The 22,015-nt window shown below is 68.1% G+C and carries 23 protein-coding genes; 11 read left to right on the top strand and 12 right to left on the bottom strand.

The window, feature by feature from the left end; translation table 11 throughout:
- Positions 1 to 109 precede the first annotated feature (109 nt).
- The 3 genes from ABZ840_RS00855 (at position 110) to ABZ840_RS00845 (ending at position 1,307) form a co-directional block, all read left to right on the top strand.
- Complete coding sequence (locus ABZ840_RS00855; RefSeq protein ID WP_361552296.1) at positions 110 to 541, top strand: nuclear transport factor 2 family protein; 432 nt, start codon at positions 110 to 112, stop codon at positions 539 to 541.
- 200 nt (positions 542 to 741) lie between these two features.
- The gene (locus ABZ840_RS00850) at positions 742 to 1,017 is read left to right on the top strand and encodes a hypothetical protein (protein ID WP_361551103.1); all 276 of its coding nucleotides are present in this window, start codon (positions 742 to 744) and stop codon (positions 1,015 to 1,017) included.
- Positions 1,014 to 1,307 (top strand): hypothetical protein, encoded by a 294-nt coding sequence (locus ABZ840_RS00845; RefSeq protein ID WP_361551100.1) that lies wholly within the window; start codon positions 1,014 to 1,016, stop codon positions 1,305 to 1,307. The genes ABZ840_RS00850 and ABZ840_RS00845 overlap by 4 nt, the downstream gene beginning before the upstream one ends.
- Positions 1,308 to 1,350: 43 nt before the next feature.
- On the opposite strand, the gene ABZ840_RS00840 is transcribed toward ABZ840_RS00845, so the two are convergent.
- The gene (locus ABZ840_RS00840) at positions 1,351 to 2,640 is read right to left on the bottom strand and encodes a hypothetical protein (protein WP_361551097.1); all 1,290 of its coding nucleotides are present in this window, start codon (positions 2,638 to 2,640) and stop codon (positions 1,351 to 1,353) included.
- A gap of 461 nt (positions 2,641 to 3,101) precedes the next feature.
- The gene (locus tag ABZ840_RS00835; protein WP_361551094.1) at positions 3,102 to 4,316 is read right to left on the bottom strand and encodes a low temperature requirement protein A; all 1,215 of its coding nucleotides are present in this window, start codon (positions 4,314 to 4,316) and stop codon (positions 3,102 to 3,104) included.
- Positions 4,317 to 4,581: 265 nt separating this feature from the next.
- On the opposite strand from ABZ840_RS00835, the gene ABZ840_RS00830 reads away from it, so the two are divergent.
- A complete protein-coding gene (locus ABZ840_RS00830) occupies positions 4,582 to 5,328 on the top strand; it encodes an SDR family oxidoreductase (protein WP_361551092.1) in 747 nt (248 codons plus the stop codon).
- A 130-nt stretch (positions 5,329 to 5,458) separates the two neighbouring features.
- Positions 5,459 to 5,779, top strand: coding sequence for a hypothetical protein (locus ABZ840_RS00825; protein WP_361552293.1), 321 nt, complete (start codon positions 5,459 to 5,461; stop codon positions 5,777 to 5,779).
- Between the two features lie 74 nt (positions 5,780 to 5,853).
- On the opposite strand, the gene ABZ840_RS00820 is transcribed toward ABZ840_RS00825, so the two are convergent.
- The 5 genes from ABZ840_RS00820 to ABZ840_RS00800 all read right to left on the bottom strand — a co-directional run bounded on the left by ABZ840_RS00820 (position 5,854) and on the right by ABZ840_RS00800 (position 12,706).
- Positions 5,854 to 6,228, bottom strand: coding sequence for a VOC family protein (locus ABZ840_RS00820; protein ID WP_361551089.1), 375 nt, complete (start codon positions 6,226 to 6,228; stop codon positions 5,854 to 5,856).
- Positions 6,229 to 6,435: 207 nt separating this feature from the next.
- Positions 6,436 to 8,301 carry a prolyl oligopeptidase family serine peptidase gene (locus ABZ840_RS00815; RefSeq protein WP_361551086.1) on the bottom strand — a complete coding sequence of 622 codons (1,866 nt, stop codon included), beginning with the start codon at positions 8,299 to 8,301 and terminating at the stop codon, positions 6,436 to 6,438.
- Entirely contained in the window at positions 8,288 to 9,559 is a 1,272-nt protein-coding gene (locus tag ABZ840_RS00810; protein ID WP_361551083.1) for an MFS transporter, read from the bottom strand. The genes ABZ840_RS00815 and ABZ840_RS00810 overlap by 14 nt, the downstream gene beginning before the upstream one ends.
- A gap of 19 nt (positions 9,560 to 9,578) precedes the next feature.
- Complete coding sequence (locus ABZ840_RS00805; protein WP_361551080.1) at positions 9,579 to 11,162, bottom strand: tetratricopeptide repeat protein; 1,584 nt, start codon at positions 11,160 to 11,162, stop codon at positions 9,579 to 9,581.
- A 494-nt stretch (positions 11,163 to 11,656) separates the two neighbouring features.
- Positions 11,657 to 12,706 carry an Lrp/AsnC family transcriptional regulator gene (locus tag ABZ840_RS00800; protein WP_361551077.1) on the bottom strand — a complete coding sequence of 350 codons (1,050 nt, stop codon included), beginning with the start codon at positions 12,704 to 12,706 and terminating at the stop codon, positions 11,657 to 11,659.
- A gap of 118 nt (positions 12,707 to 12,824) precedes the next feature.
- Between ABZ840_RS00800 and ABZ840_RS00795 the strand changes: the two genes are divergently transcribed.
- Positions 12,825 to 13,988, top strand: coding sequence for a lactate 2-monooxygenase (locus ABZ840_RS00795; RefSeq protein ID WP_361551074.1), 1,164 nt, complete (start codon positions 12,825 to 12,827; stop codon positions 13,986 to 13,988).
- 92 nt (positions 13,989 to 14,080) lie between these two features.
- Here ABZ840_RS00795 and ABZ840_RS00790 read toward each other — a convergent pair whose 3' ends face one another.
- A complete protein-coding gene (locus ABZ840_RS00790; RefSeq protein WP_361551071.1) occupies positions 14,081 to 14,734 on the bottom strand; it encodes an ATP-dependent endonuclease in 654 nt (217 codons plus the stop codon).
- A 408-nt stretch (positions 14,735 to 15,142) separates the two neighbouring features.
- Here ABZ840_RS00790 and ABZ840_RS00785 point away from each other — a divergent pair, with 408 nt between their 5' ends.
- Together ABZ840_RS00785 and ABZ840_RS00780 are read left to right on the top strand one after the other, a co-directional pair.
- Entirely contained in the window at positions 15,143 to 15,412 is a 270-nt protein-coding gene (locus ABZ840_RS00785) for a hypothetical protein (RefSeq protein ID WP_361551068.1), read from the top strand.
- A gap of 370 nt (positions 15,413 to 15,782) precedes the next feature.
- The gene (locus ABZ840_RS00780) at positions 15,783 to 16,715 is read left to right on the top strand and encodes a mechanosensitive ion channel family protein (protein ID WP_361551065.1); all 933 of its coding nucleotides are present in this window, start codon (positions 15,783 to 15,785) and stop codon (positions 16,713 to 16,715) included.
- Positions 16,716 to 16,749: 34 nt separating this feature from the next.
- On the opposite strand, the gene ABZ840_RS00775 is transcribed toward ABZ840_RS00780, so the two are convergent.
- Positions 16,750 to 17,367, bottom strand: a complete 618-nt coding sequence (locus ABZ840_RS00775; RefSeq protein ID WP_361551062.1) for a GNAT family N-acetyltransferase — start codon at positions 17,365 to 17,367, stop codon at positions 16,750 to 16,752.
- 372 nt (positions 17,368 to 17,739) lie between these two features.
- Here ABZ840_RS00775 and ABZ840_RS00770 point away from each other — a divergent pair, with 372 nt between their 5' ends.
- Positions 17,740 to 18,282 carry a kinase gene (locus ABZ840_RS00770; protein WP_361552290.1) on the top strand — a complete coding sequence of 181 codons (543 nt, stop codon included), beginning with the start codon at positions 17,740 to 17,742 and terminating at the stop codon, positions 18,280 to 18,282.
- A gap of 36 nt (positions 18,283 to 18,318) precedes the next feature.
- Here the strand turns inward: ABZ840_RS00770 and ABZ840_RS00765 are convergent, their stop codons facing one another.
- Both ABZ840_RS00765 and ABZ840_RS00760 read right to left on the bottom strand, forming a co-directional pair.
- On the bottom strand, positions 18,319 to 18,768 hold the full coding sequence (locus tag ABZ840_RS00765; protein ID WP_361551059.1) for a nuclear transport factor 2 family protein: 450 nt from the start codon (positions 18,766 to 18,768) through the stop codon (positions 18,319 to 18,321).
- Between the two features lie 87 nt (positions 18,769 to 18,855).
- On the bottom strand, positions 18,856 to 19,785 hold the full coding sequence (locus tag ABZ840_RS00760) for a PhzF family phenazine biosynthesis isomerase (RefSeq protein ID WP_361551057.1): 930 nt from the start codon (positions 19,783 to 19,785) through the stop codon (positions 18,856 to 18,858).
- A gap of 109 nt (positions 19,786 to 19,894) precedes the next feature.
- Between ABZ840_RS00760 and ABZ840_RS00755 the strand changes: the two genes are divergently transcribed.
- Together ABZ840_RS00755 and ABZ840_RS00750 are read left to right on the top strand one after the other, a co-directional pair.
- Positions 19,895 to 20,782: a LysR family transcriptional regulator gene (locus ABZ840_RS00755; protein ID WP_361551055.1), complete on the top strand. Its 888-nt coding sequence runs from the start codon at positions 19,895 to 19,897 to the stop codon at positions 20,780 to 20,782.
- A 68-nt stretch (positions 20,783 to 20,850) separates the two neighbouring features.
- The gene (locus ABZ840_RS00750; protein WP_361551052.1) at positions 20,851 to 21,240 is read left to right on the top strand and encodes a RidA family protein; all 390 of its coding nucleotides are present in this window, start codon (positions 20,851 to 20,853) and stop codon (positions 21,238 to 21,240) included.
- 390 nt (positions 21,241 to 21,630) lie between these two features.
- Here the strand turns inward: ABZ840_RS00750 and ABZ840_RS00745 are convergent, their stop codons facing one another.
- A complete protein-coding gene (locus ABZ840_RS00745) occupies positions 21,631 to 22,005 on the bottom strand; it encodes a hypothetical protein (protein WP_361551050.1) in 375 nt (124 codons plus the stop codon).
- Positions 22,006 to 22,015 lie beyond the last annotated feature (10 nt).

Raw genomic sequence — 22,015 nt, 5'->3', positions numbered from 1 at the left:
TCGCCGCTCTGTTCCGGGCTCAGGATCCATGGTACTCATAAAAATGAATAGTCATCATCATGAGTACCTGCGAGGAGTGAGGGTGAAGAGTATGGAGGGCGAGCACGCCATGACCCCTGCCGACCGTTTCCGTGCTGCGGTGGACCGCCGTGACCACGCAGCGCTGGATGACCTGTTCACGGACGACATCCGCTTCTACAGCCCGGTGAAGTTCACCCCCTTCGAGGGCAAGCCGATGGTGCTGGGCCTCTTCGGCGTCCTGCTGCGCACGTTCGAGGACTTCCGTTACATAGGCGACTACACAGGCACCGCGCAGACCAGCACCGACGGCTCGTCCGCCGACTCCGCCGTACTGCTCTTCCGCGCCAAGGCGGGCGGGAAGGAGATCCACGGCGTGGATCTGCTGCACTTCGACGACGACGGCCGGATCAAGGAGTTCACCGTCATGGTGCGCCCCCAGTCCGCCGTACACGCACTCAGCGAGGCCGTCCTCGCCGGCCTGGTCGAGGACGGCCTCGTACCGGCCCCCTCCGCGCAGTAGGCAGGAGGCAGGAGACAGCGACCGACCGGCCCCGCCGCCCGGGCCGCGGCGGGACAGCCGGGGTGGGGGAGCCGGTCGACTCGGCGGTGAACAGCAACTCAGTACGGAGTGGTGCGGCGAAGCCCCCGTATCGCTCCCCTCACCGCGCCACGACCGCGTACGGTTTACTGCGACGCCTGCCTGGAGGACATGAGGACATCATGAGCGCCCAGCCCGAACACCCCGCTGATCCCAGGGTCCGCCCGCTCCCGCACACCATCGATGCCGTGGCCGACGCTCTTGCCGGTGCCAAGCGCATGGCCTTCTACGCCGAGATCGGTCAGGCCGAGGAGGGCGAGCCCCTCAACGCCACCCTGCGGAAGTGGTGGATGGAAGCGATGTTCGACCAGCAGCCCGGCCGCCAACAGCGCCTGGCCGACGCTGCCGCCGGCCACGGCCTGGTCTCGCTGCCCCACCCGGTCGGCGGTGACGAGTGAGCAGTCCCGCACCGGGCTGGAGTGTGTCGCTCACCCAGGATGCCGCCGGCGTCCTGGACGCGATGCGCACGGGCGGCGACCACGAGCTGCACGACCAGCTCGTGCGATTCGTTCGCGCTCTCGCGCTGGAGGCCGGCGCCGCAGCCGACGCGGACAAGCCGCTTCCCGGCCTGCCGATGGGGGACGGCCGCCACAACGTCGACGTACCCCGCCTACCGGTCTTGATCAGCTACGCCCTGCACCCCGAACTGCGTGAGTTCCGCGTAACGGACCTCCTCTGGCTCGGCTGACCGGCTAGCTGCTGCCTGCCTGACCGGCTCTCTTGCGGGGCACTCACGCGGGAGAAGGGGCCGCTCCGGCTGCGTCGTTCTGCGAGCCGCCGGACGGCGCCGCGGCAGGATGATCCGTCGCCTCCTCCAGGAGACCGTTGATCCATGCGCGGTCGGAGAACTCGCTGATCAGAGCAGCGATCTTCTTGCGCCGGTGCTGGAGTTTGTCCGCGCTGGTACGGCGGTTGAGGAGACCGCCCTCATGCGTCATGGCGGCGTCCTCCTGATGCGCCGCGAGCCACTCCTGGACCTTCTCCAAAGTCTCCGCGCGCTGCTGCTTGAGGCGTACGGCGATGGCGACGAGCGCAGGGAAATCGGCGGCGCCGGCGCCCGCGAATTCCAGAGGCTCCGCCGCCATGGTGATCTCCAGCGGCTTGAAGACGTGCTTCTCCAGCGTTCGCAGCTGCTCGCTGTTCCCGGCACCGTTACGCGCCTGGTCGAGCGACCTCATGAACCTCTGGAGCTGCGTCCGCGCCAGCCCGGTATAGATTCGGACGGTGTACGCGGCCTCCTGCCCCGGGCCCATGTGGAGGGGGCGGCTGCGGAACGCCGCGATGCGGGCATCGTTCATGTCGTGCGCGGAGACAGCGGTCTCCTGGCTGAGTACTTCCCAGCCCGCCGGGCCGTTCCACAGCATGTTCGTCGTCTCGAACAGCCCCTCCTGCTCGGGGCTCTCGTATTCCTCCGTACCGAACCAGTCCGAGGGCCGGCGGTCGCGGCGGAAGTCGCGGGCGTGGTCGCGGTTGCTCAGGCTGGTGGGGGACTGGTAGTGCCAGGCGGTGAAGCGGTCGTCCTGGGCGTCACCGGTGAGGGCGAAGGCGCAACCGTTCATCGTGGCGGTGAACACGAACTCCGAACCGTGCCCCTGCTTCCCGGCATCCTTGGGAATCTGCGAATGGCCCACGGAAGTGTCCGGGGCCGCGGTCCCCCCGCTCAGGTAGGGGACGTAGAAGGACGAAAGGTAGGCCTGATCGGGCAGCACCGAGGGCAGCTCCCGGTGCCCGGAGAGCGGGGCGAGCAGTTCGTCGGTGTCACCGAACGCCTGCACGTACTTCTCCACGGCCGGAGTGAGCAGATACGAGGGCCTGCCCTCCTTCGCGCGCCGGGTGTCCGGTACGAGAACGAACCAGTGCCGATTCCACTTGCCCATCCGGCCCACGAAGGCGTGGTGGTCCAGGGGCAGCCCACCTGTCCGGTTCTGCATACCCAGCGTGAAATCCAGGGCGAGGGCGGAGGTCGACAGGAACGTCTTCGGGTCGTGCACCAGGTCGTCCGCGGGAGCACGCTGCACCACGGGGCCCGCGGAGTGCGCAGCGGCCTCCGAACGGCCCTGTGGCTCCCGTGCGGCGGTCTCCGAACGGCCCCGCAACTCTCCTACGAACCGGCTCACGGCAGCGTTGCCCGCCGTACGCTGCAGCGCCGTCAACGCGACTGCCGAGGGACTCCCACCGCGCGACGAGACCGGTGCGGACTCCCGAGCCGGCACGCCACGGGCCGCCGGCCGACGGTACGGAACGGCTGCCTTGCCGGCGCCTTCCTGCTCCTGGTGCCGGTGCACGGCAGGCCCCTCCTTCAACCAGCGCTCCGCTCCCATACGCGCAGCTCACTCCGCCTCCACATCTACACGACAACGCCCCCGGGCGGAACGAACGAAGGGGCACCTCTGAGGGCATGCTCCTTGCGCCGCACAGCCATGCCGCCCACGCCGAAGTGAATGCGCACGTGCCTGTCCATGGAACCTCGCTTCCCCTTCCCTCAGGCCGTGCGCCCCATGGCAGTCGTCCGACGCCGGAAGACCGTCAGGTTGGCGGCCAGGGTCGCGGCGACGGCCAGCCCAATACCCAGCACGGCCCCGCCCAGGCCGACAGCCGGCGCACTGAACCCAAGGGCCAGCACCACGAGCACACCCGCCACCACCAGCAGCCCATGGCCCACCGCACCGGTACCGGTCGTCCAATGCAGAAAGCCGAGCACGAGCACCACGATCGCCGTGGGGACGGCCACGGCGAGCCCGGCGGTCTGGGCGGACAGATGCCCGTGGTGCTCGGCGGCATCCAGCGCGGCTTCCAGCCCGGCACCGAGCGCGGCCAGCGCCGCGAAGACGACGTAGTGCCCGTACCCCCAGGTCAGGGCGGTGCGGAGAGTGCCGAGGCGGGCGTCGCTACCGGTGAAGTAGATCCACCACAGTGCGAAGACCAGGATCAGTCCGCCGATCGCGATCAGCAGTACGGAGGTGGTCAGACCATGAGCGGACACGGCCGACTGCACGGCCGCGAGCGAGGCGAGAATGACCTCGCCGAGCACGATGATCGTGAACAGGCTGTACCGCTCGGTGATGTGTTCCGGGTGCCAGCGAGTGGCCCTCCCGTGATACTCGGCCCAGGCCGGTACGGCGAGTTCCGCCGCGACCAGCACCACGAACGTGACAGGGGCCCAGACTCCCGTCGCCCAGAGCCGGGCGATCCATCCTGCCTGCACCACGACGATGCCGGTGGCGTAGCGCAGGGCGGCTTGCCGGCCGCCCGGGTGCTCGGCGGCGGCCCGGATCCACTGCGTGATCAGGGCGACGCGCATGATGACGTAACCGATCACGACGACAGAGAAGTCGCTGTGCTCGAAAGCGGCGGGAACCCCTGCGGCCAGTACGAGTACGCCGGCCATCTGCAACAACGTCAGAAGTCGATAGAGGACGTCGTCGGTGTCATAGGCGGAGGCGAACCACGTGAAGTTCATCCACGCCCACCAGATCGCGAAGAACACCGCTGCGTACCCGGCCAGGCCGGCACCGACATGGCCCTCGACCAGGGCGTGGTGAAGCTGCGCTGCGGCCTGGGAGACCGCGACCACGAACGTCAGGTCGAACAACAGCTCCAACGGCGTCGACGCCCGATGCTCCTCCTCCGGATCCCGCCCACGCATCACCCGCCGCAGCGGTCCGATCCGCTCCACAGCACCGTCGCTTCCACTCATATCCGTCTCTCCCGAGGTGTTTTGTAAGCTGCCCGCCCGCCACGGTAATGACCGACCGCGTACACACCCACAGCCCCCTCCGGCAGAACGACAACAGCCATCCGCAGGGCCACCCGTATGGCCGGTGAGTGCCCCCCTGATCCCCTTGTGGGGGAGTCACGGCGGGAGTCACCGGGCTCCTCAACTCCGCGTGAGCGGACACGCTGCGGAATCCGAGGTCTGAATCCCGCCGGTTTCCCGTCGCGGGGGCGATCAGGATGAAGCCATGGACACCAACGAATTCGCAGGGAAAACAGCGCTTGTGACCGGCGGAAGCCGGGGGATCGGCGCGGCGGTGGCCGTACGGCTGGCGGCCGGCGGGGCCGATGTCGCCTTCACCTATCAGCAGGATGAGAAGAGCGCCGCTCTGGTGACGAAGCAGATCGCGGACCTGGGCCGTCGCGCACTCGCCATCCGCGCCGACAACGCGGACGCGAAGGCCGCCGCCGGGGCCGTGGAACGGACCGTCGCCGAGTTGGGCCGGTTGGACATCGTCGTGAACAACGTGGGGGCCTTCCTCGTCGGCCCCCTGGAGGATTTGGGCGAGGAGGAGTTCGACCATGCGGTCGCGGTGAATGTCCGTGCACCGTATCTCGCCGCCCGGGCGGCGGCCCGACACATGCAGGACGGTGGACGCATCATCAGTATCGGCAGCAACATAGCCGAGCGCTCGGTCTTCCCCGGCTTCACCCTGTACGCGTTGACCAAGACGGCACTGACCGGCCTGACCAAGGGGCTGTCCCGAGACCTGGGCCCCCGCGGTATCACGGTCAACCTCGTACACCCCGGACCCACCGACACTGCGGCCAACCCTGCGGACGGCCCCAACGCCGAGACCATCCGGGGCTTCACCGCTCTCGGCCGCTATGCGGCACCCGCCGAGATCGCGGACGTGGTGGCACACCTCGCCAGCCCGGCTGCGGGCTTTGTCACCGGTGCCACGGTGGCCGCGGACGGCGGCTTCGCTGCCTGATACGGATAAGCCGAGGAGGCAAGCAGCGGTGCCCCCCCCGAACGTAATTGCATTGTGGCGCCGGATGGGCGCCCATAAAGTCACCGGCATGTCTCTGCGTCTCCGTATGCGTCAAGCACTGCCGGAAGCGATGCGCGCCCGCGACAGGACCGCGGTGAGCGCCCTGCGCGCCACGCTCTCCGCGCTGGACAACGCCGAAGCGGCGCCGGTGGACGAAGCGGAGCTTCGAGGCGTGGCCCTTGAGCATTCGCCGGCAGGAGCCGGCGCCACGGAGCGAGAACGCCGCGAGCTGAGCGAGCGCGACGTGGCGGACGTCGTACGCGCCGAGGCCACCGAACGCCTGGATGCCGCAGCGCAGTTGACCGCCCCCGCGCATGCGGACCGAGCAGCCCAACTCCGCGCGGAGGCCGCGGTGCTGCTCGGCTTTTTGGACAGCCCTGGGACCCAGTAGGGCAGTAGGGCATGGCGCCATGGTCGGTAGCAATGTGTGCTGACCACGGCGCCATATCCGCGGCCCCGCCCCGGTTACAGGTAGGGGCGGGTGATCAGTTCGATGGCGTGGCCTGCTGGGTCTTTGAAGTACACGCCGCGGCCGCCGTGTCCGTTGTTGATTTCGCCCGGGCGTCGCATCTGCGGGTCGGCCCAGTGCTCGACGTCGTGATCGCACAGCCGCTGGTACGCCCGGTCGAACAGGTCGTCATCGACCAGGAACGCGTAGTGCTGCATCTGTATCTCGACCGGTGGCTCGGCGAACTGGAGCAGTACGCCGTCGGCGAGCTGGATGTTGGTGAAGGGGCCCCAGGACGGCGCTTCCGGCACTTCCAGCAACTCGCGGAAGAAGCGGGCGGACTTGTTGCGGTCCTTGGCGGCGATGATGGTGTGGTTGAACGTGGCTGTCACTCAGCTGTCCTCACTGTGGTTCGGCATTGACTCGGACTCGTCCGGTGCAGGAGCACTGGGAGGTCCGCGTGCCGAACTGAGGGGGTGCCTGTGCACCCGCTGTGCGATCAGCCGTCCACCGGGTGGCCGATCCGTGAGTGGCTTGACGCCGGTCCGGTGTTCACGTCGGTAACGGTAGTTGTTCGGAGTTTCCGTGACAACGTTTTATTAGGGGCTGAGGAAGCGGCTGCCGGCGTCAAGGGCGAGGGTTTCGCGCAGGGACTGGAGGATGCGGTCGTGGCGGAGGCGGGCCGTGGCCGCTGTGTCGGGGGTGTGACCGGAATCGTCGCTGAGAAGAGTCCAGGGCAATTCCTTGGCGAGCGCGCGGGCGACCAGGTTCGCGCTGTCCTGGTAGCTGGTGACTTCGTCGTTCTCGCCGTGGAGGATGGTGATGCGCTGCCGTGGTGTCGTCGTCGTGAGGTGCGCCGGGTCGAAGACGCGCTCCGCGGGGGTCGCGGCGGTGAGGGAGTAGCGCTCGGCGAACCATGCGGTGTAGTGCGGGGACGCTTCGCCGGCACGTGCCGCTTGGCGGACGATGTCCGTCATGGGCGCGGCCGCGACGGCGCCGGCGAGCGAGGGCTCGAGTACGCAGCCGAGGAGGGCGAGCGATCCGCCGAAGCTGCCGCCGAGCAGGGCCGTGCGGTGTGGTGGGATACCGCGTTCTCGCGTCAGGGCCAGGCAGGACGCCAGATCGGCTGCGAAGCTCTCGGACCAGCGACGCCACGGCGCTCGCAGGTGCTCGGCGCCGTAGCCGGTGGAACCTGTGTAGTTGAGGGCGATGACGAGGGTGTCATCGTGCAAGAGGTGCCGGTAGAGGCCGTCCCAGCGGAGTTCGTCGCGCTCCAGGGACTCCGGTCCGCCGTGCAGGCTGATGACGGCTGAGGTGGGTCGTGATGTGGGTCGTGAGGTGGGGCGTGCGGGCGGGCTGTGGATGAGTGCGGGGACGGCACCCGGCAAGGTGTGAGTATCCAGCGAGGTGTGGGTGCCCAGCCAGGTGTGGGTGATGGGCGGTAGGTCCGGATCGGGTGGGACGGCGCCGGGGGACTGTTGGGCGTCGCCGTCGGGGCCTATCCACCAGGTACGGGTGCCGCCCGTGGTCGACAGACCGTGCAGGCCGATGCCGTGCGGCGCGGTGGTACGCAACTGCAGCCGGCCGGAGCCCGGAGTGGGGACTTCGGTGACGGCATTGCGGGTGAGGTCCAGGCGGTGGGCTCGATCGGTTCCCTGACGGATTGTGATGAGGAGCGCGTGGTCGGGGTTGTCGAGGAAGAAGCGCGCGTCGGACACCGGTGCGTGGCCGAGGTCCCGGAGGCTGCCCGAGACGAGGTCCCAGACGGCGAGGCTGGGCGTTTCGGGGACATTGATGGCGATCAGGGCCTGATGGGTGGTGCCGTCCAGCCATGTGGCGCGGTGGGGTGTGTCGTAGATTGTGGTGTCTTGGGTCCCTGTGGTGCTGAATGGGCGGGGCGTCGTGCTGAACGGCTCAGCATGGAGCAGCGGCGGCCACGGGCCCTGTTCCTCGCGCAGCACGACCACGTTGGCCGCATCGGCCCAGTGCACCACCTCGCCGGGGTTCCGCGGGCGGTGGACGCGTACGGCTGCTCCGCGGGCTGCCCGGATCAGTAGAACGGCCTCGTCCGCATCCTGCACGGTGAGGAGATAGCAGGTGGAGCCGGTCTCGGTGCGTGCGGCCAGGACATCGGTGAGCGTCCAGGAGGCTGCGCCGTCCGGCAGGGCCACCTGCCAGGCGTCCTTCGTCCCGTCGAGGTGGTGTTCTTCCACGGTCAGAAATGGCGGGTCGAGGTGGAAGCAGGTGAATACCTCGTCCGCTTGCGTGTAGAGCGCCGCGTCGCCGTCGAGAGCGATGCATACGCTCTCTATTTCCCGGTTGGGGTGTCGACCGGGAAGCCCGTCCCCCGATGGCCGCTTGACCTGGACCACTCCGTCGTCTTGGAGCAGGCCGAGAACCGGCCCGTTGTCCCAGGTGAGGAGGGTGTGCCGGCGTTCGGCGAAGAGAAGCTCAGGCCGGGACATCGACGGCTGTCCCGGTGGTGACGTCAGTGGTGGAGTGCTTCTTCACCGAGCGGTAGAAGGCGGGCACCAGGACGGCGTTGGCGACGGTCAGTGCTGTGGCGATGAGAACGGTGTGTGAGCTGCCCAGCGAGTGGTAGAGCCAGCCGCCGAGGGCACCACCGAGGGAGTCGCCTGCAAGGAACGCGCTCTGCACGAGGCCGAAGAACACTCCGGCGAGGGCTGTGGGGAAGGCGTTGAGCTGGAGCAGCTCCTGCGACACGGTGGCGCCGAGGAGGAACGCGCCGCGCAGCGCCAGTGCCAGTGCGGCGATCCACGGGCTGGTGACCAGGGCGAGACACAGCGTGGTCAGGGCGCAGCAGGCTTCGGCACCGAGGAAGAGGGCCAGGGGGTTGCGCCGGCGGAGGTAGCGCCCGGCGAGCGAGGCGGCCAGCAGGCGGACCAGGCTGGCGATGGCGAGGACCGTACCGACCCACGCGAGCGGTACGCCCCGGTCGGCCAGCAGCAGCGGAAGGTATGGAGTCAGCAGGCTGACGTAGAAGCCCATGAGCAGCCCGAGGCCGGTGACGCCGATGGCCATCCCGCGGTGGTGGGTGAACAGGTCCGAGAGTCGTGGACGCGAGGCTTTTTTGCCCTCCGGACTGTCGGGACTGTCGGGGCCGTCGGACGCCGTGTGCGGGGAGGGCTTGGTCGGGGGGATGAAGAGCAGCGTTGCCAGTACGCAGCCGGCGGCGAGGAGCAGTACGGCGACGTAGCCGCGGTCGCCGGTGCCGATGAAGGCCGCGAGCGCGCCGGCCGAACCGGTCCCGATCGCCATGCCCGCCTGGTTCATGAATTCGCGGCGGGAGACGATGCCGGTCCGCTGGTCCTCGTCGGTGTTGTAGAGAATCCAGACACGGAGGGCGATGAAGACCGAGCAGGCGCCGAAGCCGGCAACGACTCCGGAGAGTACGGCCACGAGTGGGCTGGCGTGCACCACGCGCAGGGCCATGCCCGTCGCGTACAGCACTCCGCCCGCCGCCATGAGCAGGCGCGGGCCCGAGCGGTCGGCCAGGCGGCCGATGGCCACCGACGTCGTACCCGCGATGGCCATGGCGGTGTAGGACAGTCCGAACTGGACCAGATGGTCGTGGCGTTCGAAGTACAGGGGGTGAACTGTCTTGGACAGCCACATCCCGGTGAAGAAGAGGAAGGTGAAGGCGGCGAGACGGCGGGCTCCCCGTACGCGCGTGGTGGGGAGAGCAGCAGAAGTGGGTTTCATCGTCAGGGGCATGCCTTGCTCACGCCATGGCTTCGACGACCAGGTCGAGGTTGGTGCGTGCGTCGGGGTGGTCGGGAGTCAGCCGGAGGACGTGTTCGAGTGCGTCGCGTGCCTCGGCCCAGTTCCCCAGGAGGGTGTGCTGTTCCGCCACCAACGTCAAGAGGCTGCCGTGTTGTTGGGGGGTGAGGTCGTGCGTGGGCCGGCCAGTGGCAACGGCGAGCACCTCCGCGCTGCGTCCGGCCTCGGCGAGGGCGTACACGTAGTCGTAGAAGGTGTCGTAGGACCGAGGCGCACAGAGGTGAGCGCGGTGGTACGAGGCGACGGCTTCCTCCGTAAGGCCCAGCTGCAGGTGGGTGTAGCCGAGGAGGGAATGCACCTCGGTGATGGAGGGGCCCAGCTCACGCGCTGTGTTCAGGGCGTCGAGCGCCGATTCGAAGGACTCGGCGTCGAGGTGGCAGTGTGCGAGTTCCATGTGGTACTCGGGCATGTTTCCGTCGACGGCCAGCAGCTTCTCGTACGTTTCGATGGCCATCGGGAGATTCCCGGAGCGGCGGTAGCACTGCGCCAGATTGTAGATCAGAACGGTTTGATGCATATGATGCTTGCCCGAGCCGGAACGTAGCTTCTCGATTCCCTCGGTAAGGTGCTGGACTGCTTCCTGCACGCGTCCTCGCCTGAATTCTACGAGGGCGTAACCATTCCGGTTGAAAACCCGATGGAATTCGAGGTCCGGCGTATCGGACGGCGCCTTCTGGAGAATCTCGTGCCCGAATTCGAGGTGTTGTGCCGTACGGTCAAGAGACCGGAGGTGGGTGGGGTGGTGGCGGGCATAGAGCATCGAGAGCCCGTAATGGGCGCCCGCCGCGCCGACGGGATCGGGATCCTCGCACCAGCGCAAGTAGCAGAACTCCGCCTCCAGCGTGCGGCCGAGCATGGCGTGGGCCAGACCGAGGCGCCCCCAGACGGCCGGCGTGTTCCGGTGCCGCAGGAGTGCTTCGAGAATGCGTACGGCGCTCCAGCTGTCGCCCACGCCGAGCAGGTCCACTGCCTGCTCGTACAGGAAGTCCTGTTCCGTCGCGTCGAGCGCGGGCGCCTGGGCGAGGGCATCGATGCGGGTCTCCGTTGCCGTGGGGCGCCAGGCCTGGCCCCCTTCGTCGCCGGCTTCGGCACCGCCGACTGCACCTTCGTCTCCCGCGGCGCCCAGCCGGAGGGTGACGCGGACATCCGGCACGTTGCCCATGACCTCGAAAAAGGCCCGACTGCCCGCATCGAGGTGCTCGGCGTTCGTGACCTCGACAAGGGGCGCGCCGCCTGAGTCGAGGTAGGCGCGTGCGACATCACGGAAGTTGCGGTTGAGCCGGTCCCTCAGGAAGAAGCGGATGCGCTCATGGGCTTGAGCTGCGTCGGTCAGACTTGATTCGCTTCTGACTGCGTTACCGGCGGGATCCTCGGGTGAGATGAGGCGAAGACCGATCAGGGCCTCGCGCGGCCAGATGGATGTATCCACCGTGCCGATCAGAGCTTTGACCGGACCGAAACCCACAATAGAACGGTCGGCCGCAACTGTAATGCGCTCCATTGTCCCCGCCTCTCCGGAATCCATTCACACTCTTGCGGGGGGCGCATTCAGTGCGACCCCCGCAAGTGTTCGGCTCTGCCGAATCAGGAAGCGTTGTACATCACGGAGAACTTGACCTTCTTGGGCTTCGGGGCGGCCTTGATGAGCTTCATTCAAACCTCCTCTTTTTGGCCGACAGTCATTGCCGGACGTCTGGAGTTAAGCGCGTTCTATCGAGCCGAGCAACCGGAAGTTTGCATTCCCGCGTGTGATGTGGATCACAGTAGAGACGTTGTTGAAGTAAGATCTAATTGCGATAGTAAAAAACGCGCGTTTGGTGAAACGCTTCTGGGAAAAGCAAAGCACTTATAAAGTCGCTGGTCACCTCCGGGCTGCGGGTGCACTGCGATGCGGCACGGCCAAGTCGGCGGGGAACGGGAAGTCGCGTTGCAGGCAGTGCTATTCGCGAGGGGCGGGAGAGGGCGCCGGGGTGGCGAAGGCAGCGTCCGGGGGCGTGCACCCCGGGGGCTCTCAGGCGTCTACGGGGTTGGTGGCGCTTCGTGTGGCTCGGCCCAGATGTCGGGTGGGACTATGCCGGTGGAGCGGCCGTACGGGTCGAGGAGGCGGCCGAGGAGTTTGTCGTGGCGCAGGGTGATGACGCGGTCCACGATGTCCAGCCCTGGGTGGGCGCCGGCGAGGTGGGACTCCAGACGCATGGCATCGTCCACGGAGTGCAGGCCGGCCTGGACGATGAGGTTGTGGGGGCCGCTGACGGCGGCGCAGTTACGGATTTCCGGCAGGCGGATCAGCGCATGGCCGACCGCGGGCAGGTCGGTGGGCGGAACCTTGGCCCAGAAGGTGATGGCTACGGGCCAGCCGCCGAGGGGGCGCGCGAAGTCACAGCGGAACCGCAGGACGTCGAGTCGGGTCAGCTGCTCGATGCGGCGTTTGGCGGTGGACAGGCTGACACCCAGAGCAGTGGAGAGGGCCTGGTAGGAGGCGCGCCCGTCGCGAGCCAGATGGGTGAGGAGGGCGCGGTCGAAGGCGGTGATGTCGCTGGGGCCGGTACGGGGCGGCTGGGTGGCCGACGGCGCGGTGAGCCGGGCGCGTTGGTCGGGGGCGAGGGCAGCGATGCGCCACTGGCCGCCCTCGGTGAACATGTGGGTGACGATCCGCGTACGAACGGCGTTGATGCCGGGGACGTGGGGGAGCAGGTCGAGGACGTAACGGGAGAGGGTGGGCAGATCGCGGGTGGCGACGGTCGCGAAGATGTCGTGGTCGCCTGCGGAGCGTTCGAGGGTGAGCATGTGCGGATGGTCGCTGAGGGCTTGAGCTACGACGGTGGTGGCGCCGGGAGCGCAGTCGATCTGTGCGAACGAGAGACACATCTGGTCGAACATGCGGGGGCCGGGAGAGAGCCCGACCCAGGCCGAACCGCGCTCACCAAGACGGTTGAAGCGGCGGGCGACGGTGACCGGGTCCACCCCGAGGGCGCGGCCGAGATCGGTCCATGAGGCCCTTGGCCGCAGTTGCAGAGCGTGGATCAGTGCAAGGTCGTCCTCGCTCAGCGGAGTCGCATCTTCCTGCATCAGTATCCAGCTCCAGGCGAGAATCCTGCGTCCTACCTCTTCCTGGTGGCCAGTCTTGCACTGTGGGATACGAGGGTTCGCATGTGGCGGGCCAGGGGAGCAGGAGGGCGGCCGGAGCATGGCGTATGCCGACTACCAGAACGAGATCTACTTCCACGGGCTGCACGGGGTGGTGCCGCGGCTGCCGATGACCTACGCCGAGCTGGAACCGCTGGCGCAGGCCGCGATGCCCCCTTCCGTGCGGTCCTACGTCGCCGGCGGTGCCGGGGACGAGCACACTCAGCGGGCCAACGCCACCGCCTTCGAGCAGTGGGGACTCGTCCCGCGCATGCTGGTCGGGGCGAGTGAAAGAGACCTGTCCGTCGACCTGTTCGGGATGCGCCTGCCCTCGCCGCTGTTCATGGCGCCCGTAGGCGTGATCGGACTGTGCGCCCAGGACGGCCACGGCGACCTCGCCACCGCGCGTGCCGCCGCCCGAACCGGCGTACCGATGGTCGCCTCCACCCTGACCGTCGACCCGATGGAGCAGGTGGCCGCCGAGTTCGGCGACACCCCCGGCTTCTTCCAGCTCTACACCCCGACCGACCGGGAGCTGGCCGAGAGCCTGGTCCACCGGGCCGAGGCCGCCGGATTCAAGGGCATCGTCGTCACCCTCGACACCTGGATCACCGGCTGGCGCCCCCGCGACCTGGCCGTCAGCAACTTCCCCCAGCTGCGCGGACACTGTCTGACCAACTACACCAGCGACCCGGTCTTCCGTTCGCGCCTGGCCAAGTCGCCCGAGGACGACCCGGCTGCCGCGGTGATGCACTGGGCGCAGATCTTCGGCAACCCTCTTACCTGGGACGACCTGCCCTGGCTGCGGTCGATCACCGACCTGCCGCTGATCCTCAAGGGCATCTGCCACCCCGACGACGCCCGCCGTGCGAAGGACGCAGGCGTGGACGGAATCTACTGCTCCAATCACGGCGGCCGGCAGGCCAATGGCGGACTGCCGGCGCTGCACTGCCTGCCCGGCGTGGCCGAGGCCGCAGGGGACCTGCCCGTACTCTTCGACTCCGGCATCCGCACCGGAGCCGACATCATCAAGGCCCTCGCCCTGGGCGCGACCGCCGTGGGAGTCGGCCGCCCGTACGCCTACGGCCTGGCACTCGACGGTGCCGACGGCATCGTCCACGTACTGCGCGCCTTGCTCGCCGAGGCCGACCTCCTCATGGCCGTCGACGGATATCCGACCTTGGCGGACCTTACGGTGGAGGCCTTGCGGCGTTTGGGGGGCTGAGAACACCGCAGGTGGGGACCTGGATTCAGGAGGGCGCCCGCATTTGGGAGGGGGCCCGACGCCCTACGTGGCGGTCGGTCGTCGGTCGTCGGTCACAGGCTCGTGAGGAGATCGTCGAGTGGGGCCGGCACCTGGCCGGGGCCGAGGGCCTCGACGAGGAGGCGGCCGTAGCGGATCTTGCGGCCCTTCTTCGTACCGAGGAAGCGGCGCAACTGTTGCTGCCGGGGACGGCCGTGCTGCGCGGGCTGGTGCAGGAAGGTCTGCCAGGCGCGGTGGTCGTCCTCCGCCTGGACGATCTCCTCGACTCTTGCTGCGCCCAGCGTGCGGATGAGCTCGTCCTCCAGGTCCTTCACACACACGAAGATGTGCCCGTGTGGTGCTGATGCTGTCTGGGTTGCCTGGTCTGCCCGGGCTGCTTGGGCCCGCTCCAGGGCACGGTCGTAGAAGCGCTGCTCGTTCTCGTCGCACAGGCCAACCAGGCGCAGGTCAAGGCAGGTTGGCCCGAGGAGTTCGGCGTAGCGGCCGACGCTCATCGCCCCGCCCATCGGTACGACGCACACCCCCTCGGCGTCCAGGTCCCGGCCGCGCCGTTCGGCCAGCGCCTCGACGGCCGCGACGTCACTCGGGCCTTCCAGCAGTACCGCCGTCCGCACTCCCAGTTGCACTGCCAGATCACTCGCCGGCCCACCGGGGCCGCCGGCCGCCCAACCAGTGACCGCGTCCCGGAACGCTCGCATATCCGCCATGGGACGAGTCTGCACTTCGGCCGACGGCACGGCACCGGAATATCCGCCGACCCCACTGGACGTACCCGGCGCCGTGGACCTATCCGTTCCCTTTGCGCCGTTCCAGTGCCGTATCTGACGCCTTGGCAACGATGTGAGCACTTCGTTGCCCCGTACCGAGTGAACTACCTACCGTCCGAAGGGAATTCCTTCACCAGGCGGTGCGGAAATCGCACTGCCGGACTGTGGCTACGGGGGTACCACATGAAGCAATCGACACGCATGAAGCGATCGACACGCACGAAGCAACTGACACGCGTCGTGCTACTGGCAGGGGCGGTAACGGCCCTGGTGCTGGGCAATACCGGGCTCAGCGCGGCCCGGTCTGCCGCACCGAAAGCCCCTGTGACGTGCGGAGAAGGTACGGACGTGACCACCGTGTACCCACCCGGCCGGCATGAGGACGGGAGCGGGAACGTCTCCGGCATCAGCTGGCGCACCGGCGACGGCTCACAGACGGTCATCGTCTCGATCTACCGTGTCGTGGCGTGGGGCCCGGATGAGGAGATCACCCGCGTCACGGGCCGCAACGACGGGGCCCGTCTGCAGCCGACCGTCACATCGCCCGCGCACGGCAAGTACTACACCGAGTCCAGCCGCCCGTGGGGCGACTGCGCAAGCCAGGTCGTCGACATCTGACGAGAACAGGCGTGAGGTGGAGTGACGCGGGGCGTCCGGCGGGGGAGGGGGCCGGCCGCCCCGACGTCATCCGTGCACGGCGTGCGGCCCCCGAGCGCGTGACGCACGGCCGACCCCGTGCAGGGCGCGAGTGCCCACTGCTGCCGGAATCAGATACACCCGACCGGGTGATTTGCCGCGACTGTCGCACTCCGCTCGCTGATTCGGTCGTACTACGTGCCCATTCGATGATCATGCTTGCCTGTGAGTGGGTAGGCGGCGCCACGACCCATGTCCTCTAGAAACGGAGTCCGCAGTGCCGACGCCCCACCCACCTGCTCAGTCAGCCCTGGATGCAGGTACGACTCTGGCCGCCCCATGGTCCGGCTGGATGGAAGAACACACCGCAGACCTGGTCGGAATACCGCTGCGCATCGCACTGATCATCATCGTCCTCGCGCTGATTCGATGGGTGGCCAGGCGGGCCATTTCCCGGGTCGTGCAGCATGTGCTGGAGCCGGCCGCCGAGGAATCCAGCTCCAGGCCGTCGCGGTCGTCGGGGCGCGGCCCTCTGGTCCTGCACCGTGATCGCTCCCGCGCTCCGCAACGGCGCGAGCAGCGAGCTCGCACTATCGGCGCCGTGCTCAGCAGCGCCGTCACCATCATCCTGGCTCTGCTCGGTGTCGCCATGGTCCTCGACCAGGTGGGTATCGCGCTCGGCCCGCTGCTGGCCAGTGCCGGCGTGGTCGGCCTGGCGATCGGCTTCGGCGCGCAGAGCCTGGTCGCCGACTATCTGTCCGGTCTCCTCATCATGATCGAGGACCAGTACGGCGTCGGCGACTCGGTCGACCTCGGTGAGGCCATCGGCGAGGTGGAACACATCGGCCTGCGGCTGACGCACGTACGGGATCTCAATGGCGGTCTCTGGCACATCCGCAACGGCGAGATCCTGCGCGTCCGGAACGACAGCCAGGACTGGGCGCGTGCCGTGCTGGACGTCCCCGTGGCCTACGAAGCCAACCTTGACGTCGTCTACCGCGTCCTCGAGGACACCGCGCAGGCCATGCGTCAGGACGAGGCCTTCACCGACCTCCTGCTCGAGGACCCCTCCGTGTGGGGCGTCCAGTCGCTGGACGCTGACGGTGTCGTCGTACGGCTCGCGGTGAAGACGGTGCCCTTGCAGCAGTGGGGAGTCACCCGCGAGCTGCGCCGTCGAGTCAAGAAGGCCCTCGACGAGGCGGGGATCGACATCCACTTCCCGCAGCGCACCATCCGACTGCTCACGGACGATGCGGACAAGGGCTCGCTGCCGTCGCAGCGTTGACCGTTGACCCTCCGGTCATCGTCGCCGCAGCTCATCACAGCTGCGGCGATTGCTGCTCGTCGGACCGGTCCTCGCATGGTCGAGAGGCCGGTCCTCCGGGCTGCCGTGAGTTCATTGCGGGTGTTGTCCACACGCCGAACCACTGCTCGGCGCCGTACTCCTCGAACCGCTCCACCTCGGTGAACCCGAGCTTCGCCGCGAGGCGCATCGCGCGGTCGTTGGCGGTCCGGGTGCAGAGCACCACCGGGTCGCCGGGAAGCGTGTCGGCGAACCACTCCAGCGCCGCTGCACACGCCTCGGCGGCGTACCCGTATCCCCACGCCTCGGGCAGGAACAGGTAACCGAGCTCGGTCTCCCCGGCATCAGGACGCACGTGACCCGGACGCTCTGCGTCGCGCCGATCGAGCGTGATCATGCCGATCATCGCTCCGTCGAGGTCGACCACGAAAAGACCGGGGCGTCGCCCAGAGGCCTCAGGCACCGCGCCTTCCAGCTCATCACGCGGTCGAGGGCCGCCGATGTAGATGCCCACCTCCGGCGAGGCGAACAGCTCGATGAACGCCGCACGGTCCCGGGCCTCGGACTCGCGAAGCACGAGCCGCGCGGTCCGTATCGGGGCAGGCGGCCAGGCGACGAACCCGAGTTCAGCCATGGCGGGCAACCTACCGCACGCTGCGGTGATGTCGGGCCGCGCGCGCTCAGCGCCGGGGAATGCCTGCCCGCCTACGGAACGCATGGCAGCGACGCGTTCGGGCAGGGGAGAAGGCGAAGATCGAGACGCGAGGGGTGAGGGCATGAACCTGGGTAGCGGGCAGTGGGTGAGGACTCGGAGGCCCGAGGACGCCGAGAATTTCCTGGCGGAAAAGCGCATGGAGCAAGAGCGGGCCGGCAGGGTCGGCGTGGGCAGTGTTGTCCTCGGAGTTCTGGCGGTGGTGGCGCTCGTGGCTTGGGGCGTTTGGGCCATAGTGAGTTGACGTACGGCCGACGGTCTTTGAGACCGGCGGTGTCAGTGGCGGCCGATACCGTGAACGGCGTGACGGTAGGCACTGAGGAAACCCGGCTCGTGTTCCTGCGGGGCAACAGCGCATCGGGCAAGTCGTCGGTCGCGGCCGGCCTTCGAGAGGAGTTCGGTCGCGGTTTGGCCCTGGTCGCGCAGGACAACCTCCGCCGTGTCGTCCTGCGCGAGCGCGACCGCCCGGGAGCGGCGAACGTCGGCCTGATCGACCTGACCGCCCGCTACGCCCTGGACGTCGGGTACCACGTGGTCGTCGAGAGCACCCTGTACGCCGACCACTACGGCGACATGCTCGCCCAGCTGCGTGCGGACCATCGCGGCCCGACGCACGGCTTCTCTCCGGACGTGCCTTTCGAGGAGACGCTGGCGCGGCACCACACCAAGCCACCGATGACGTGCGGCGAAGCGGAGCTGCGTGACTGGTACCGGCCGCTCGACCTTCTGCCCGGTGGCATCGAAACCGTCATCGACGCCGACAGCGCCCTCCACGAGACCGTCGGCCGCATCATGCTCGACACCGGCCTGGCCCACCTGCCTGCGCTGGATCGCTGACATCGAGCGTCGGTGCCGGGAGTCAGACTGCGGGAGTCAGACGGTCGGTGCCGGAACGGCGCAGGTGTCGGCGATTGCGCGCGTGTCCCAGTAGAACGGACGGACCTCGGTGATCCGGCCGTCGTTGATTTTGATGGTTTGAAGGATCGGGAAGCTGAGTTCACGGCCGGTGGCGCGGGCGCGAGCGTGCACCTGCGTGAGGACGACCGCAGTCTCACCGGTGGCAAGAAACTCTTGTTCCACCATGTCGAAGGACTCCCACACCGTTCCCATCGTGCGGAAGAACTGCCGCATGCCGCTGTGGCCACGCCACGTACCGCCATACGGCAGGCCGTCCGCCTGGTGCAGCTCGACGTTGGCTGCGAAGTAGGGCGCGAGCAGGTCGAACGAGGCCTTGTCGGGGCCTCCGGCGGCCAGGTACTGCGCCTCGGCCGCGTACATGTGGGTAAGGACGGTCACTGAGTCGGTGCTGGAGGAGGTCGTCATGCCGTCAGCGTGCTCGGCGAGAGGCGAGCGCGCTGGCAGCAATCGGACCTCGTTGTCCGGACCTCGTTGTATGGGGGTGCTGGGCGCTCACCGCTGACCTGGGCGACTCCCTGCGAGATCCGTAGTAGTGGGGATCGGTACGGCGTAGCCCGATACGCGTACCCGGGCGTCGTCCGGGGCCACGGCGACGGTGAGGTCGCTGGGGCGTCCCATGTCCTCGCCCTGGCGGATGGTGATCGCATCGGCTGTGGGCGCCAGGCCGAGCGTACGCAGGTAGCCACCGAATGCGGCTGCCGCCGCTCCCGTGGCGGGGTCTTCGGGAACGCCGCCGATGGGGAACGGGTCACGCGCGTGGAAGTGGCTGTCGCTCTCGCGCCAGACCAGGTGCACCGTCGTCCAGCCGTAGGCCCGCATCACCTTGGCGAGCGCTTCGAAGTCGTAATCGAGGTCGGCCAGCCGGGCTCGCGAGCCGGTGGCGAGAATGAGGTGCTCGTTACCGGCGAAGGCAACATGCGGCGGCAGTGCCGAGTCGAGGTCGGCTGTGTCCCACCTCAGGGCCGAGAGTGTGGCGTCCACCTCGGCGGCCTGCGCCGGACGGGATCGGGTGGGGACACTGGTGAGCGTTGCCCGTACGGCACCGTTTCCGTCGGCCACGGTGGCTACGTTGATTTCGCCGGCCGGGGTGTCGAAGGACAGGTCACCGGGCCCTATGCGTCCGGCGAGAGCCACCGCCGTGGCAACGGTGGCGTGCCCGCAGAACGCCACCTCGGCGAGGGGGCTGAAGTAGCGCAGCGTGAACCGGCGCCGCTGCTCGTCCCGGGAGGTGACGAATGCGGTCTCGGAGTACCCGACCTCGGCGGCGATCGCCAGCATCTGCTCCTCACCGAGCGAGGCGGCGTCGAGGACAACGCCGGCCGGGTTCCCGCCGTCCGGGTGGGAGGTGAATGCCGCGTAGCGCAGGACAGCGACATCGGTAGCGACATCGGTCGTGGAGGTCGTGTTGTCAGGGTGAGTCATGGCTTCAGGAGCTGTCATGGCTTCATACTCCCGCTCGGAAGGCATTAATACCAACGATAGTTATGGATCGAATCGATCGGGTCCTACGATGGCTTGCTAGCCTTCGGGCATGGACACTCGACTGCTGCAGACCTTCACCGCGCTCGCCAGGTCGGGAAGCTTCACGGGCGCCGCTGCTGAGCTGCAGCTCGCACAGTCCACGGTCACAGCGCAGATCAAGGCCCTTGAGAAGGCGTTGGGGACCCGGCTCTTCGACCGGCTTGCCAGAGGCGCGCTGCTCACCGACGCCGGCCGGCGGTTGCTCACCCTGGCCGAAGAGGTCCTGGAGGCCGAGTCGCGTCTGTTCGCCGCCGCTGCTGAGGACGGGCCGGTCGTTGGGACGGTGGTGGTGGGCGCGGGGGAGACCCTGTGCTCGGCCCACCTGCCGACTGTGATTGCGGCGCTGCGCAGCCTCCACCCGGACGTGGAGGTGCACCTGCAGCCGTGCAGCACGGTTTCCGCCGTGGAAGGACTGCGGGCAGGGCGATTGGACTGCGCTCTCTTTCTGGAGGACCAGGTCGACCACCCGGATCTCACGGCCGAACGCATCGCCGGCCAGCCCCTGGTCCTGCTGTGCGCCCCGAGCCATCCGCTCGCCGGCCGCGAACGGCCCGCTTCCTGGCAGGAATTGGCGCAGGAGAGCTTCTTCCTCCACGAACAGGGCTGTTCCTACAGCGACTGGCTTGCTCAACGTCTACTGGCGGTCGCCGGCACCCAGCCCCGTCTGACGCGGTTCGGCAGCATCGAAGCGGCTCGCGCCTGCGTTGCGGCCGGGCTGGGGCTGACCGTTCTCCCGCGCGCCAATGTGGCGGAGTCGCTACGCGATGGCCGCCTCACCGCAGTATCCGGCCCCGCTCTCCCCGAGGTTTCCGTCCATCTGGCTCGCCATCGCCGCCGCCACCCCTCCCGCGCTGCGCGCGCCGTCGCAGCTCAGGTCGTACGCCATTTCCGTGGGTAGGGGGTATGGGGCATCTGCGTGGGGAGCTTGAGGCACGTGGGACGGCTTGGGCACTTAGCATTCGGTGCATGACAGAGCGACGTGCGATTCTCAGCGGATCGACCTTTGAGGAACAGATCGGGTACGCCCGTGCCGTGGTCGACGGCGAGTGGGTGCATGTGTCCGGGACGACCGGTTTCGACTACACCACCATGTCCATTTCCGACGATGTGGTGGAGCAGGCCGAGCAGTGTCTTCGCAATATCGAGTCCGCGCTGACCGAGGCGGGGTGCGGTTTCGCCGACGTGGTGAGGGTGCGCTACCTGCTGCCCGACCGTGAGGAATTCGAGCCCTGCTGGCCGGTGTTGCGCCGCTGCTTCGGTGATGTACGGCCGGCAGCCACGATGCTGGTCTGCGGACTTGCCGATCCCCGTATGAAGATCGAGATCGAGGTGTACGCGCGGCGGGCCACTGCGTAGGAGCGCCGCCTGATGAGACAGAGGATTCCCCGGATTTCCCCAGAGGTCCATGGAATTCCCCATGATGGAGGTAGGAAGAGCGTGGCCCTGGAGTGACGATTCCGATCGGGCTCGGCATCGGGCGGATCGTCTTCCGAACACTCAAAGCGGTTGAGGTGCTGCTGGCTGTTGTGGTGGTCGCGGCCGTCGCCGTTGGTGACACTGCCGCGCTCCCGCACCCAGCTGTTCCATGTGGCCGCCGAAGTGGCCAAGACCGTGGCTCTGTTCGCCCTTGGGATCAGTGCTCTGGCGGCGGCAGCCTGAGGTCCCTGGAACGGCGACGCTCGGGCCGATCCGGGAAGGGATCGGCCCGAGCGGACGTCCTTGCGCGTCAGCGTCAGGCGCTTGCTGTTACGGCCGGACGAGGAGAATCGAGTTGATCGGTGTCAGGTCCTTGTCCACGTAGTACCCGGGCTGGATGTAGCCCTGGCAGTCCCCCGTTCCGTTGTAGCCAGTGCAGGTGCGGGCCGTCGCGCCGCCCGTCTGGTTGTTCAGGACGTAGTGCTGGCCGACCTGGTTGCTGAGGTTGTGGGCCCCGTAGCTGTAGAAGACCAGCGACGGGCGGTCGTTGTTCCACCCGGCGTTCTGCGGATAGACGCAGACGGCCCCCGAGGGGCAGCCGCGCAGGCTGCCCGCTGCCGGGGCGGCGTTGGCAGTGGACATCCCGACCGTGGCGAGAGCACCCACTGCAAAGGTCAGCGCAGCGGCCTTGGCGATCTTTCGCATGTTTCCCCCT

This window comes from Streptomyces sp. NPDC047117, assembly GCF_040643545.1.
Taxonomy (GTDB): Bacteria; Actinomycetota; Actinomycetes; order Streptomycetales; family Streptomycetaceae; genus Streptomyces.
The sequence above is the reverse complement of the archived record's forward strand: the minus strand, read 5'-3'. Positions and strand labels throughout refer to the sequence as shown.